The organism is Clostridium sp. DMHC 10 (assembly GCF_001270375.1).
In the GTDB taxonomy this organism is placed as follows: Bacteria; Bacillota; Clostridia; order Clostridiales; family Clostridiaceae; genus Clostridium_S; species Clostridium_S guangxiense.
Genome location: NZ_LGVB01000015.1, coordinates 1809141 through 1824264 on the forward strand (window position 1 = coordinate 1809141; position 15124 = coordinate 1824264).

At 30.4% G+C, this 15124-nt stretch carries 15 protein-coding genes and 2 pseudogenes; all 17 read left to right on the forward strand.

The window, feature by feature from the left end; genetic code table 11:
• Positions 1-3 precede the first annotated feature (3 nt).
• The 17 genes and pseudogenes from AGR56_RS10800 to AGR56_RS22790 all read left to right on the forward strand — a co-directional run bounded on the left by AGR56_RS10800 (position 4) and on the right by AGR56_RS22790 (position 15010).
• Positions 4-2058 (forward strand): HD family phosphohydrolase, encoded by a 2055-nt coding sequence (locus AGR56_RS10800; protein ID WP_053242252.1) that lies wholly within the window; start codon positions 4-6, stop codon positions 2056-2058.
• 7 nt (positions 2059-2065) lie between these two features.
• Positions 2066-2566, forward strand: a complete 501-nt coding sequence (ybeY, locus tag AGR56_RS10805) for an rRNA maturation RNase YbeY (protein WP_053242253.1) — start codon at positions 2066-2068, stop codon at positions 2564-2566.
• A gap of 139 nt (positions 2567-2705) precedes the next feature.
• A complete protein-coding gene (locus tag AGR56_RS10810; protein ID WP_053242254.1) occupies positions 2706-3404 on the forward strand; it encodes a diacylglycerol kinase in 699 nt (232 codons plus the stop codon).
• A 159-nt stretch (positions 3405-3563) separates the two neighbouring features.
• The gene (locus AGR56_RS10815) at positions 3564-3953 is read left to right on the forward strand and encodes a cytidine deaminase (protein ID WP_053242255.1); all 390 of its coding nucleotides are present in this window, start codon (positions 3564-3566) and stop codon (positions 3951-3953) included.
• 17 nt (positions 3954-3970) lie between these two features.
• Entirely contained in the window at positions 3971-4852 is an 882-nt protein-coding gene (gene era, locus AGR56_RS10820; protein ID WP_053242256.1) for a GTPase Era, read from the forward strand.
• A gap of 44 nt (positions 4853-4896) precedes the next feature.
• A complete protein-coding gene (gene recO, locus AGR56_RS10825) occupies positions 4897-5640 on the forward strand; it encodes a DNA repair protein RecO (RefSeq protein WP_084756956.1) in 744 nt (247 codons plus the stop codon).
• Positions 5641-5647: 7 nt separating this feature from the next.
• Positions 5648-5881: a hypothetical protein gene (locus AGR56_RS23400; protein ID WP_347460460.1), complete on the forward strand. Its 234-nt coding sequence runs from the start codon at positions 5648-5650 to the stop codon at positions 5879-5881.
• Positions 5854-5970 (forward strand): annotated as a pseudogene (locus AGR56_RS23405) (DUF4342 domain-containing protein); the annotation flags it as partial. The gene AGR56_RS23400 and the pseudogene AGR56_RS23405, both read left to right, overlap by 28 nt.
• A 12-nt stretch (positions 5971-5982) precedes the next feature.
• Entirely contained in the window at positions 5983-6240 is a 258-nt protein-coding gene (locus AGR56_RS23410) for a hypothetical protein (RefSeq protein WP_347460461.1), read from the forward strand.
• 545 nt (positions 6241-6785) lie between these two features.
• A pseudogene (gene ppdK / locus AGR56_RS10835) lies at positions 6786-9415 on the forward strand (pyruvate, phosphate dikinase).
• 299 nt (positions 9416-9714) lie between these two features.
• The gene (locus AGR56_RS10840; RefSeq protein WP_053242258.1) at positions 9715-9921 is read left to right on the forward strand and encodes a hypothetical protein; all 207 of its coding nucleotides are present in this window, start codon (positions 9715-9717) and stop codon (positions 9919-9921) included.
• Positions 9922-9957: 36 nt separating this feature from the next.
• Complete coding sequence (locus tag AGR56_RS21815; RefSeq protein ID WP_242851407.1) at positions 9958-10146, forward strand: hypothetical protein; 189 nt, start codon at positions 9958-9960, stop codon at positions 10144-10146.
• The gene (locus tag AGR56_RS10845) at positions 10098-10619 is read left to right on the forward strand and encodes a protein kinase (protein ID WP_242851408.1); all 522 of its coding nucleotides are present in this window, start codon (positions 10098-10100) and stop codon (positions 10617-10619) included. Before AGR56_RS21815 ends, AGR56_RS10845 begins: the two co-directional genes overlap by 49 nt.
• Before the next feature lie 148 nt (positions 10620-10767).
• Complete coding sequence (locus AGR56_RS10850) at positions 10768-11334, forward strand: hypothetical protein (protein WP_053242259.1); 567 nt, start codon at positions 10768-10770, stop codon at positions 11332-11334.
• A gap of 1238 nt (positions 11335-12572) precedes the next feature.
• The gene (locus AGR56_RS10855) at positions 12573-13775 is read left to right on the forward strand and encodes a hypothetical protein (RefSeq protein WP_053242260.1); all 1203 of its coding nucleotides are present in this window, start codon (positions 12573-12575) and stop codon (positions 13773-13775) included.
• Between the two features lie 61 nt (positions 13776-13836).
• Positions 13837-14892 (forward strand): M20 family metallopeptidase, encoded by a 1056-nt coding sequence (locus AGR56_RS10860; protein WP_242851409.1) that lies wholly within the window; start codon positions 13837-13839, stop codon positions 14890-14892.
• Positions 14876-15010 carry a hypothetical protein gene (locus AGR56_RS22790; RefSeq protein WP_278279615.1) on the forward strand — a complete coding sequence of 45 codons (135 nt, stop codon included), beginning with the start codon at positions 14876-14878 and terminating at the stop codon, positions 15008-15010. Before AGR56_RS10860 ends, AGR56_RS22790 begins: the two co-directional genes overlap by 17 nt.
• Positions 15011-15124 lie beyond the last annotated feature (114 nt).

Consider the following 15124-nt stretch of genomic DNA (forward strand, 5'->3'; position numbering starts at 1 on the left):
AATATTTATGCTTATGAAAAAAATGAAGTTAAAAAGGTGTTAATTTTATTAGTTTCCTTTTTTATTATCTATGGAATAATTTTAACATCTTTGATTACTAAAAAATACAATTTAAAAGAAGGAGATATTGCTAAGATAGATATTAAAGCGCCTAGAGATGTAAAAGATAGAAATGCAACTAATGACAGAATAAACCAGGCGGTAAACTCTGTAGGGCTTCAATACAATAAAAATTCTCAAGTTTTAGACGAAAGTTTATCCGATCTAAACGAAAATTTTGCAACTATAAATTCTGTTAAAGATACAACTTTTGATAATTCTAAAAAATTGGATGAACTAAAAAGCTCTATTACAGCAAATATTAGCGATGCTGACTTAAGTGCAATATTATCTTTAAGTAAAGATGAAACAAAAAATTTGCAGCAGGTTGTAATTAAAGCAATCAAAGAAATATATAATGGTGAAATTCGTGAAGAAAATCCAGAAGATATTAAAAAAGCCAAAGAAACTGCTGATGCACAGTTTAAAAGTGCAAAACTAAATAAAAGTGAATATAATTTAGCAAAAGACATAGTATATTCTTATATAAAGCCTAATATGACCTATGATTCCGACAAAACTAAAGAAATCAAAGAGGAAATTGCCAAAAAGGTTTCCCCTGTAATAGTAAAAAAGGAGCAAGTAATTGTTAAAGAAGGCGAACCTGTAACTGCAAATGAAATTGCAATACTTGAGGATCTTGGGCTTTTAAATAGTAAAAACAATTATAATTGGTATATATACATCAGTTTAGCTATGCTTGTTTCTATAGTACTATTTCTTGAAGTATACTATATTTTTAAATATTATAAACAAGTTTACGATGACAGTGGAAAACTTATAATGGTGTTTATTTTAAATATAATATCTATTATATTAGCTAGAACTATAAGCATTATTTCACCATTTTTAATACCACTTGCATGTGTACCTATGCTTTTAACATTGCTTTTAGATTATAAGATAGCATTAATAGAGAGTATATTAAACAGTATTTTAATTTCTGCGGTTTGTGAATTTAATACGGAAATAATTTTACTTACAATATTAAGCTGTATTTTAGTATCAATAGTATTTAGAAAAATGCAGCAGAGAAGTGATACAATTTATGCTGCTATGTTTATAGCCTTTATAAGTGCAATTGTAGCATTTTCTGTTGGATTTTTACTCAGCAATAATGTTGTTGATAATGTTAAAAAAGCAGCATTTACTTTTATTGGAGGGATTTTATCAGCAGTTCTCACAATAGGTTTTTTGCCTATTTTCGAAAATGTTTTTGGAATAGTTACTTCGGTAAAGCTTCTTGAATTATCAGATCCAAATCATCCTCTTATGAAAAAGCTTTTAATGGAAGCACCAGGAACATATCATCATAGTATAATGGTAGCTAATCTTGCAGAGGTTGCTGTTGAAAAAGTTGGAGGAAATCCACTTTTAGCAAGAGTATCTGCGTATTACCATGATATAGGAAAAATAAAGAGGCCATACTTTTTTAAGGAAAATCAAATTGGAGTTGATAATCCACATTCAAAGATAAATCCTAATTTAAGTGCTCTTGTTATAATCTCTCATGTAAAAGATGGCATAGAGCTTGCAAAAGAGTACAATATACCAAAGATAATACAAAATGCCATTGAGCAGCATCATGGTAACACTTTGGTTAAATATTTTTATATAACGCTAAAAAATTCAAGTGAAAATCCAGATGAAGTAAAGGAAGAAAACTTTAGATATCCAGGTCCTGTTCCAGAAAGTAAGGAAATAGCTATTATAATGCTTGCAGACAGTATAGAGGCGGCTGTAAGATCAATACATGAACCCACTAAATGCAAAGTAGAAGAGATGATAAATAATATAATAAATGAAAGGTTAAGTGATGGACAACTAAGCAATTGTGATCTCACTCTAAAGGATATTGGAGAGATACGAAAAGCATTTTTAAAAGCACTGCTTGGAATATATCATCAAAGGATAGAGTATCCTGTTGATAAAAGTGAATTGAAAAAACAAAAGGAGTAAGAACTTTATGATATTTATAGATAATAGACAAGAAATTATTAATGTAGAAGATAAGCTTTTAGATAAGATAAAAGAAATAATTGATTACGGACTTAAAGAAGAAGGAGTTAAAGTAGATTATGAAGTTTCTGTAATACTAATCGATAATAAAGAAATAAGGAATATAAATAGAGAAAATAGAAATGTAGATAGTGTTACAGATGTGCTCTCATTTCCTATGCTTGAATATCCAGAGGGAAAGGTTTTTAAAGATGTATATTCTGATTATGAATTTGATGATACATATTTGGATGATGAAAAACTTGTCATAGGGGATATAGCAATTTCTCTTGAAAGAGCCAAGGAGCAGAGTATAGAATATGGTCATTCTTTTTTAAGAGAAGTTTTATATCTTACAGTGCATTCAGTACTTCATCTAATGGGGTATGATCATATGGAAGAAATAGATAAGGAAAAAATGAGGGCAAGAGAAGAAGAAATATTAAATAGGTTTGGTATTAGTAGATAATTATGGCATGCACAAAATTGTGTGCATGCATAGTTATCATTAAATAAAAGCATTTTTGTAACAATTATAAAATTAATTTGATATAATTTATTATATATATAATTTACTAAGTGAATTCTTAAGGTATGGGATGATATTTATGAAGATGAAAAAGCTTGTGGATAGTTTTAACTATGCAATTGAGGGTATAATATATGCTATAAGAACACAACTTAATATTAGAATAGATTTTATATTTACACTTTTGATACTTACTGTTTGTTTTTTTACAGATTTGTCTAAGGTTGAACTTCTTGTAATAACCATAACTATAACAATGGTAATAGCAGCAGAACTCATTAATACAGCTATAGAAAGTGTTGTTGATTTGTATGTCAATTACTATCATCCACTCGCTAAAATAGCAAAGAATGTAGCAGCTGGAGCAGTTCTTGTAACGGCCATAAATGCTGTCATAGTAGGATTTGTTATATTTTGGAATAAACTTAAACCGGCTACTAATCACCTCATAAATAGAGTTAAAAATTCTAATCCATATATGCTGTTTATGATATTGATTATTGTTTGTATTGTTACGCTTATAGTCAAGGCAAAATTTGGCGAAGGAACTCCTTTAAGAGGAGGAATGCCAAGTGGTCACAGTGTAATAGCATTTTCATTAGCAACAATGATAACACTTATATCACCAGAAATTGAGGTTATAGTTCTTAGCTATCTCTTAGCAGTAATAGTTGCTCAAAGTAGGGTCGATTCAGAAATTCATTCTGTGTTTGAAGTAGTAGTAGGAGCAATTTTTGGAATTTTAATTACTATAATTTTATTTAAGATATTTCGTTAAAAATTGTGTATTATGAATTATGTTTAAGTAAAGATAAACCACCCTGAAACTTCAAATTTATTTGTACCAAAATGCTGTCTTCTGGGGATTTTGGTACAAATGAATTTCAATAATTGAAACAGTTAGTTTATCTATAGATCTATAGAAGGAGAAACTATTATGGATTACAAGTTTTTAATAAAAAAAGCATTAGAGTATAAAGAAAAGGCATATGTTCCATATTCACATTTTAGAGTTGGAGCAGCAGTTTTTACTGAAAACAATAATATTTTTGGTGGATGCAATATAGAGAATGTGTCTTTTGGAGCTACCAATTGTGCTGAAAGAACAGCTATATTTAAGGCTGTAAGTGAAGAAGGAAAAACATCCATAAAGGCAATTGCGATAGTATCTGATGATGACGGATATACTTATCCTTGTGGTATTTGTAGACAGGTAATAAATGAATTTGCAGCTGAAGATATTAAAATAATATTAGCTAAAGATAAGGAAAATTATATAATAAAGGAAATGAAAGATATATTTCCTGAACCATTTGATAAATTTTAATTAAATAAGGAGGATTTATGTTTAAATCTGGATTTGTAACAATTATAGGAAGACCAAATGTAGGAAAATCTACATTGCTTAATTACATAATGGGTGAAAAATTATCTATTGTATCTAGTAAGCCTCAGACAACAAGGAATAACATTCAAACTATACTTACAGGAGAGGATTATCAGCTTATTTTTGTGGATACTCCTGGAATTCATAAGCCAAGGCATAAACTTGGAGAATATATGGTGAAGGTAGCCAATGATACCGTAAAAGACGTTGATTTGATTGTGTTCGTAACTACTCCTGATGTTGAAGTAGGAAAGGGAGATATTCATATATTGGAACAGCTTAAAGATGTCAATGTTCCAATATTCTTGGTAGTAAATAAAATGGATGAGACTACTGATGAAAGATTAGCTAAAACTCTTAAAAATTATTCTGATTTTTTTGAGTTTAAAGAAATAATACCTATAGCAGCTATCAAGGGAAAAAATGTAGATACTCTGATAGAGCTTATGGTAAAGTACATGAAAGAGGGACCTAAGTATTATCCAGATGAAATGATAATAGATAAACAGGAAAGGTTCATTGTTTCAGAGATTATAAGAGAAAAAGCCTTAAGACTTTTATCTGATGAAGTTCCACATGGAATTGCCATAGAAGTTATTAAAATGAAAGAAAATGAAAATGGTAAATATAATATTGAAGCTAATTTACTTTGTGAGAAAGAATCACATAAAGGGATAATAATAGGGAAGAATGGAAAAATGCTAAAAAAAATATCAACATATGCTAGAGAAAGCATTGAGGAGTTTCTTGGGAAAAAGGTAAATCTAAGGCTGTGGGTTAAGGTTAAAAAAGATTGGAGAGATAGTCCTTTTGTTCTTAAAGAGTTAGGATACAAATAATTTTTTAAAAAAAAGGTTAAAATATCAAGGGAGGAGATGAGAATCTGGCTGTATTTAAAAGCAGAGGTGTAGTAATAAAAAGTCAAAATCTAAATGAAAATGACAAATTGATTTGGATTTTTACTGAGAAGTTAGGCAAAATATCTGCAATTGCTAGAGGAGCTCAAAAAAATAGAAGTAAATATTTACCTATAACCATAAATTTTTGTTTTGGAAATTATGTTCTTTTTAAAGGGAAAAGCATGTTTATATTAAATGAGGGCGAAATAATTGACTCTTTTCAGGAATTTTTAAATGATCTAGATGTTCTTACTTATGCTTCATATCTTTGTGAATTAATAGATATTTCTATGGTTGAAGGTGAAAGCTCAAGAGATTTATTTAGAGAATTCGTAAGTACATTTTATTTAATAAAGAATAAGGTAGGCGATCTAGAAACTCTTGCCAGAGCGTTTGAACTAAAGCTTATGAAATATACTGGTTATAGCCTTAATTTTGGTCATTGTGCCAAATGCAAAAAAAAAATATCATCTTCCAATTATATAAGTTATAAATACTATGGTTTTTTATGTGATGATTGCACTAAGGAAGGAGGAAGAAGCATTACACCGGCCTCCTACAATGCTCTTAATTATTTAAATAGGACTCCCATAGGGAATATTTATAGAGTTAATTTAAATGAAAAAATAAAAAAAGAGGTATATGGAATATTAGGTGAATTTATATCTCAAGATTATGCTAAAAAACCTAAAAGCTTGGAAATATTAAGTTTAATGAATAAGGAGTGAATTATAAATGGAAGAAATAACTTTGGAGAAAATTGATATCATTAAAGAAAGAACCGGAGTTACATATACAGAGGCAAAAGAAGCACTTGAGGCTTCAAATGGAAATGTAATTGATGCTCTTGTATATGTAGAAAAAATTCTAAAAAAAATGGAGGAGCAAAAGAACAGTTTGATACCACTAAAGATGAATTTGTTGCATGGATTAAGGACATTATTAGCAAAGGTAATGTATCAAGGATAAGAGTTAAAAAAGACGATAAGATCATACTTGATATACCTGTTAGCGCTGGTATAGTAGGTGGTGTTGCAGCAGGAGTTGTATGGGCACCATCTATAGCACTTATGTTTTTGACTGCTGTAGTTACTAGAGTTACAGTGGAAATAACAAAGGAAGATGGCTCTGTTGAAGTTGTAAATAAAGTAGTTAAAGATACAGTTACAAATGTTAAGGAAAAAATGAACGACGCCGCATCAGAATTTAAAGAAAAATTTAAGGGCAGCAACAATAATAAAGATGATAGTGAAAATTCTTATCAATACACTGTAAGATTTGACGATATAGATGATGATAAAAAAAGTGACGATAATGAAACAAAATAGTTTATAAATAGAATACATTTAAAAATAAAAAGGGCTTGATGCCTTTTTTATTTATTTCGAGATTAAACTAAGAACTTATAAAAAATTAAGGAAATTAAAGAATTTTTCAAAATAATTAGCCATATTATGCTTAAATCAAACCAAAAACTGGAGAAATAGGTGTAATAATTATTTTTGGAAAATGCTATAATTAATATGTAATTTTGATAGGTTTATATTTTTATTAGAAACATATGCAATATTATTTTTAGGGTTTATGAGTTTCTATAATGCAATAATTTATATCATTAATAGGGTGATTTTTGTAGTTAACTTGTTGTTATGTCGAAAGTAAACGATTTAAGTTGAACTAATCGAGATAAAATTCTCGTTAGTAAGGGTTATTGTATCGAGACTCAATTTATATATGTTTTAAAATGCTATGTTCAAGGTATTATGAGGCATGTATAAATTAAAAGTTGAGTTAATAATCCTATATAAAGAAAAGGATATGCCATTTAAGTTGGTATAACTGTAACAACAAAACGATTAAAGGGGATGTTACTATGGAAAGAAAAAAGTATGTATACCTTTTTGATGAAGGAAACGCAGGTATGAGAAATTTATTGGGAGGTAAAGGAGCAAATTTAGCAGAAATGACCAACCTTGGTATACCTGTTCCACAAGGCTTTACGGTTACTACAGAAGCGTGCATAAAATACTATGAAGATGGCGAAAAAATATCTGATGATGTACATGAACAAATTGATGAACATATGAGAAAACTTGAGGAAATCACAGGAAAGAAATTTGGTAGCGATACAAACCCACTTCTTGTTTCTGTAAGGTCAGGAGCAAGAGTATCAATGCCTGGAATGATGGATACGATACTTAATCTTGGATTAAATGATAAAACTGTAGAAGCAGTTAAGAAACTTACGAATAATGAAAGATTTGCATATGATTCTTATAGAAGATTTGTTCAAATGTTTTCAAATGTTGCAATGGGAATAGATGGTAGAAAGTTTGAAGATATTATAGATAAAGTTAAAGAAGAAAAAGATGTTAAATACGACACTGAATTAGATGCAGATGACTTGAAAAATATACTTTCACAATTTAAAGAATTATATAAAAAGGAATTAGGAAAGGATTTTCCAAGTGATCCAAAAGAGCAACTTATAGAAGCAGTTACCGCTGTATTTAGATCTTGGAATAATCCTAGAGCAATAGTTTATAGAAGAATAAATGATATACCAGGTGATTGGGGAACAGCTGTAAATGTTCAATCAATGGTATTTGGAAATATGGGAAACACTTCAGGAACAGGAGTTGCATTTACAAGGGACCCTGCACTTGGAGATAAGAGAATATTTGGAGAATATCTCATAAATGCACAAGGTGAAGATGTAGTTGCAGGGATTAGAACACCTCAGCCAATAACAAAACTTCAGGATGATTTGCCAGAATGTTATAAACAATTTATGGAGATAGCTCAGAAACTTGAAAATCACTATAGAGATATGCAGGATATGGAATTTACTATAGAACAAGGTAAACTTTATTTCTTGCAGACTAGAAATGGAAAAAGAACTGCACAGGCAGCATTAAAAATTGCAGTTAATTTGGTTCATGAAGGATTATTGACTAAAGAAGAGGCACTTCTTAAAGTTGAACCAAAGCAGCTTGATTCACTTTTGCATCCAGCTTTTGATAAAAAGGAACTTGAAAAATCTGAACCAATAGCAAAAGGGCTTCCAGCATCACCTGGAGCGGCTTCAGGAAAAATTTATTTTACAGCAGAGGATGCTAAAGCACATCATGAAAATGGCGAAAAGGTTATACTTGTAAGACTTGAGACATCACCAGAAGACATAGAAGGAATGGTAGCCTCAGAAGGAATACTCACAGTAAGGGGAGGTATGACTTCACATGCAGCAGTTGTTGCTAGAGGAATGGGAACATGCTGTGTTGCAGGCTGCGGAGACATAGTTGTCAAAGAAGCAGATAAGAAATTTGAAGTAGGTGGAAAAGTATATAATGAAGGTGATTTCATTTCATTAGATGGAAGTACTGGAAGTGTTTATGGATCTTCTATAAAGACAACTGCACCTGAAATAAGTGGTTACTTTGGAACATTTATGGGATGGGCAGATGAAGTAAGAAACTTAAAGTTAAAACTAATGCTGATACACCAAGAGATGCAGCTCAGGCAGTAAAATTTGGAGCTGAAGGTGTAGGTCTTTGTAGAACTGAGCATATGTTCTTTAATGAAGATAGAATACCAGCAGTTAGAGAAATGATAGTTGCTAAAACTGTAGAACAAAGAAAAAAGGCACTTGCTAAACTTTTGCCAATGCAAAAAGAGGATTTTATAGGAATATATGAGGCAATGGAAGGAAGACCAGTTACAATAAGGTTCTTGGATCCACCTTTGCATGAATTCTTACCTACTAACGATGAAGATATAAAAGATTTAGCAAAAGAAATGGGAATTACCTTTGATGAACTTAAAAATACGGTTTTATCCTTACACGAATTTAATCCTATGATGGGTCATAGAGGCTGCAGACTGTGTGTATCATATCCTGAAATAGCTGAAATGCAAACCACAGCTGTAATAGAAGCAGCTATAGATGTAAATAAGAGAAAGAGCCTTAATATTGAGCCTCAAATTATGATACCTCTCGCAGGTGAAACAAAAGAATTAAAATATGTTAAGGACATAGTAGTTGAAACAGCAGATAGAATTATAAAAGAAAAAGGCGCTAACTTAAAATATAAAGTTGGAACTATGATAGAAATACCAAGGGCTGCACTTACAGCAGATGAAATAGCAAAAGAAGCTGACTTCTTCTCGTTTGGAACTAATGATTTAACTCAAATGACCTTTGGATTCTCTAGAGATGATGCGGGAAAATTCTTAAAGGATTATTATGAAAAGAAAATATATGAATTTGATCCTTTTGCAAAATTAGATCAGGTAGGTGTTGGAAAACTTATAAAAATGTCTGCTGAATTGGGAAGAAAAACAAATCCTAATTTAGAACTTGGAATTTGTGGTGAACATGGAGGAGACCCTTCTTCTGTAGAGTTTTGTCATGATGTTGGACTTGATTATGTTTCTTGCTCACCATTTAGAGTCCCTCTTGCAAGACTTGCAGCTGCACAGGCACAGGTTAAAAATCCAAGATAAATCTAAATGGTAAAATTAATAGCATAATTTTAGTTAAAAAGCTTGGTATAACAAACTTTTGAAAAAAATTATATTATAAAAGTATAGGGTATTGCAACTTAATTTCATTGTTGATTTTAAGTTATAATGCCCTATATTTTTTATTATAAGTTATTTTTACTTTTAAGATAATATAAATATTTAATTTATTTCTAAATAGGTAACATAATGTTATATAACTCATATTATATAACTGTAAAAATAAATCATATTGATTTAAAAAAGTACAGAAGAGGTGTTATGTATGGATTCTTTTATTAATGAATCATATAATGGCCATAGCTATTATAAACTCAGCAGTTCATCAAGAAGTAGATCAAGTTGCAGATCAAGAAGGAGATCAAGTTGCAGATCAAGAAGCAGGTCAAGAAGTTGGTCAAGTTGCAGATCAAGAAGTAGGTCTAGAAGTAGATCAAGAAGTAGGTCTAGAAGTAGATCAAGAAGTTGGTAGGTCATATAGTCGATAACGTTATTTGAAATAAAATAGTTATAGGATTATTGATATGGATAGATATTATAAAACTGGAGAAAAGATAAATGGATATTCAATTCTAAAAGTAATAGGTGAAGGTAGATATGGAATTGTATATTTGGCAGCTAATGACAAACGTGAAAAGCGTGTAATAAAACAATTAAAAAAAATATGCTTAAGGATACTAGAAAAAAATTATTTTATGAAGAGAAGATATTAAAAGCTTTAGATAATCCCAAATTTCCTAAATTTATATCAAAATTTAATGACCAAGATAGAGAAGGCTATATATTAGAATATATTGAGGGAAAAGTATTTGAAGATTTATTAGCCATAGATGAATATGAGTTTAATAAAGACGAGATTTACAAAATTGGGTGGCAGCTTTTAGAATTAGTTGAAATATTGCATAATAATGGTATAGTACACCGTGATATTAGACTTCCTAATGTAATATTGAAAAAAAACAAAGATATAGCTTTGATTGATTTTGGATTAGCAAGAATTATTGATAATAAAAGATATGTAAAAGATGTAGATTATTGGTTTATAGGTGATTTTTTAATTCATCTATATTATTCATCATATAAAGTAACCGATTCAGAAGATAAACCTTGGTATGAAGAACTTGATTTAAATCCAGAAGAAGAAATTTTTTTAAAAAAAGTTAATGAATATCCAAGGAAATTATAAAAATATTGAAGAAATAAAAAAACAACTTGAAAAAATCAAAAATATAAATTGATATTGAAGATGGGCCATATGATTAGGAATTTTAATTCTAATATCATATGGCTTTATTTCATAATAAGCATAGGATTAAATTGAGGAGGTATTTATTATGCCAAATTTAATAGAGATACTAAAAATGTACCCGGAAAGCTTCAGAGCTAATTTATACTCTGTAAAACATTTTAGAATGATTGGATTGATAGATGTAAATATTAAATATATTTATGGAATAGAAAGGGTGACTTTAGCATATTTTAGATCATCAGGAACTAATAGTGGTAAAATAAGAGGATTATGGTATCCTATTGTTGGAATAAAAACCTATACAGGAATATTTACGGAATTTACAGAGTATTTAAATTTTGTGCTGACAAGTACTACGAAAAAGGGAATTGCAGATGAGGGATGGTTGGCTAAATCCTTATTTTTTTCAAAGAAACCTGCTAATAGTTCCATGATTAGAGGATTTTCTAATGGAATGCATTATAAAAGTCTTTTGAGAATAGGTGAAACCTTAAGAAATTTGTATGAAAATAATCAATTTGAAGAAATGAAGTCATTAGATGGATATAAATTAAATAGTATATTGACTTCAAAAGAAATATATGTAGATAATAATCATACCCAAAGAGAAAACTTTGAGAAATTTGTAGAAGATATATTTAATGAAATGTAGTAATATATAAGAGGTTTATAATTAGCAGGTACAGGAATATATGTTAGAGGTAGTCAAGACTCAGATTAAATAAACAAGATAGCTAGGGGCTGTCGCACTAAAAAAATTGCGAAGCAATCATAATAATGAAGGGTTTTAACTGGCCCTGCGCGTTAAAAGACTAACTTTTTCACTTATGTGAAAAAAAGTGAAGGGTTTTACGATGCTTCGCACGTAAAAGGTGAACTTTTTTACGTACAGTAAAAAAGTTAAATGTTGATTTTTCTCCGTTTTACTACGGAAAATCTTTAATTTAAGTTAATAATTTTTCTGTAGCAAAGCGAAAGAAAAAATATCCTTAACCTTTTGCCGTGGCAAAAACCATTCACCTTTGACAAGCAAAGCTATGTCTAAACCCTTCACTTTTCATTTATATGAAAAAAGTTCATTTATATTTTTACCTTTGATTATGCATAATTGATAAATTTATTACTTTTTGCTTTTCTATTAATTGAATATTTATTCATTTAAGAAATATCCTTCATATTTCTTAATAGTTATTTTCTAATATTACCCCAATATTTTTTTACATTTTCATTTTATATCCTTCTAAAGATATTTTTTTATTATATCGTTAATAATATCAAATAACTTTTTCTATTTTATCATTCATAATATGTATATATTAATCAATGCATTATGAATAAAAATATTCATATTGTATCCTTATTTTACGACAAAATTCTCTCAATTATTTGCATTTAATAGCTTTACTTACCCATTGACACCTAATTTCCCATATGATATAAATAACCTTGTAGACAAATTTGATGACAGGAACAGTAAGGTATATCATCTAATCCAAAGAGAGTTGGTTCAAGCTGAAATCCAATGTTTAGACTATATCATAAAATCATCCTAGAGAAGTATGACTGAAAAAATATTGTTTAGAATTTTCAAAATTATACAATATTTGAGTAAGTTATATCGGTATTCTACCGTTAAAAAGAAATCGAATCAATTTACTGAAACGTATCTGAGGTGTTAAGAATAATTTAGTTCTAAAATAATTTATTCATAAAATTAGGGTGGTAACGCAATCAAAACTTGTCCCTTTTGGTGATAAGTTTTTTTATTTTTTGTTTTAATGCTTTGCTGTGTTTAAAAAATATTAATGCTTACATTAAGCTTTGTCCACATTCTTTTAAATCACAGCTTTTGAACTAATTTATAAAATAACTTTTAAGGAGTGAATTTTTATGAACTTTTCTTCTCCAGAATGCTTTTTAATAGTAATAGCATTCCTACTTATAGGTGAAATAATCTCTAACAAAACTAAGGCCTATATACCTTCTGTTTTTGTAACCGCCGCTTTATTTGTTGTCGGTTACTGGACATTCGTTCCAAAAGACGTTGTTACAAGAGCCTCCTTTGGCAAGGAATTTGTACCAATATGCATGGGTTTGCTCTTAGTGCACTTGGGTACACTTATGGATCTAAAAAAATTAATTGCTCAATGGAAAGCTGTAGTAATAGCCTTAGGCGGTGTATGTGGTACAATCCTTCTTACAATGACTATTGGGAGATTATTATTTGATTGGCATACAGTTGTTGCCGCAACTCCTCCATTAAGCGGTGGATTAGTAGCAGCCCTGCTTATGTCCGAAGGATTAAAAAGCCAAGGAATTACAAGTTTAGTCGCTTTACCTATAGCAATGTTTGTTATGCACAGCTTCTTTGGTTATCCTTTAACATCCTTTTGCTTAAAAAGAGAAGGAAGAAGATTAATCGAAGATTTTAGGAAAAACAAATCCGATTCTCAGAATAGTGATAAAGAAGTTTCTAAGCAAATTGCTGCAACCACAACAGTCGTAAGAAAAAAATTAATCCCACCTTTACCTGAGAAATATCAGACAGCACCAATGATACTTGTCAAATTGACAATAATATCACTTTTAGCTGGATGGCTTTCTAATTTAACTCATGGTACTGTAAATCAATATGTAATTTGTTTAATATTAGGTGTAATTTTCTGTGAAATAGGCTTCTTAGAAGAATCTGCCCTTGTTAAGGCTGGCGTTTTCAATTGGCTCATAGCTGGTTTACTTGTTTATGTTTTCTCTGGTTTATCAACCATAAGTCCATCACAGCTTATAAAAATTTTAATTCCAATAATAGTTTTAATAATACTAGGAATACTTGGCATGTTCCTCACATCTCTTATAACTGGAAAACTCGTTGGTTTTTCAAAAGAAATGAGCTTTGCTTGTGCACTTACAGCCTTATTTGGCTTTCCAGCAGACTACATAATAACTACTGAAGTCTGCAAATCAGTAAGCAAAACCGAAGAAGAAGAGGCTTATGTTACAGATATACTCCTTCCTAGAATGCTTGTTGGAGGCTTCGCAACTGTATCTGTTGCTTCTGTAATAATAGCAGGTGTATTTTTAAAAATATTATAATTTCAGTGAAATAGTGATATAATTAATAATGTGTTAAAAAATGTACTTAGGAGGAATCAAAATGGAAAATAGTACTTTGAATTTAGCTAAAAACATTCAAAATTGGCTTATTAAATATAGAAGGGAATTTCACAAACATCCAGAACCTTCCTTTGAAGAAGTTTGGACTTCAAAAACCATTAGCGATGAACTTGAAAGACTTGGATTAGAAGTACAACGCATTGGTAAAACTGGTGTTATTGGAATTTTAAGAGGCAAATTGGAAGGAAAAACCATAGGTCTACGTGCGGATATAGATGCATTATCAGTTACAGAGGATACTGGCTATTCATTTGCTTCTGAAAATAAAGGTTATATGCATGCATGCGGTCATGATAGCCACATTACAATGCTTCTTGGAGCAGCTAAACTTTTATCAGAAATGAAAGACAAGCTTAATGGAACCGTAAAATTCATATTCCAGCCAGCTGAAGAATTAGCTCTTGGAGCCAAATCAATGATTGATGGAGGTGCTTTAGAGAACCCTCATGTTGATTATATATTTGGAATGCATATTTGGTCTGACGTGCCCGTTGGACAAGCAGTTATTCAATCAGGTCCATTTATGGCAAGTGCAGACATATGGGATTTAACTATAAAAGGTAAATCTTGTCACGGTTCATCTCCTTGGCAGGGTGTGGATGCTATTACTTGCTCAGCTGCTGTAATTCAAGGCGTTCAAACTCTTGTAAGTAGAGTAAATGATGCAAGAAATCCTATCGTAATGAATATAGGAACTATAGAAGGTGGAGAAAGATTTAATGTAACTCCTGGAAGTGTAAAAATGTCTGGAATGAATAGATCTTTCAGCAAATATTCCCGTGAGCAAATGCCTAAATGGGTTGAAAACATGGTTGAGAATGTATGTAAGGGTTACAATTGCGACTATGATTTTAAATATGATTTCACCTGTGCAGCTACAATAAATGAAGAAAAAGCAACTGGAATGCTTAAATCTGCTGTTGCAAAGCTAATAGGTGAAGATAACATAAAGCAAGTTTCAATGATAATGGGATCAGAAGATTTTTCTGAATACCTTGAAAAAAGTCCCAGGTGCATTAATGCTTTTAGGCTGTAGAAATGAAGCTAAAGACTGCTGCTATTCACAGCACTCAAATCACTATAAACTTGATGAAGACGCTCTTCCAATCGGAGTGGCAAGTTATGTACAAGTTGCTTTAGATTACTTAAAATAATGCAAAGTAATAGTGCTTTTTAAATTATTCCTTCAGCATTCTTACTTCGCTCACACGGTAGTATAAGGAAAAAATTTGAGGTCACTGAAAAACTGGCTGTTTTTTAAGAAAAAA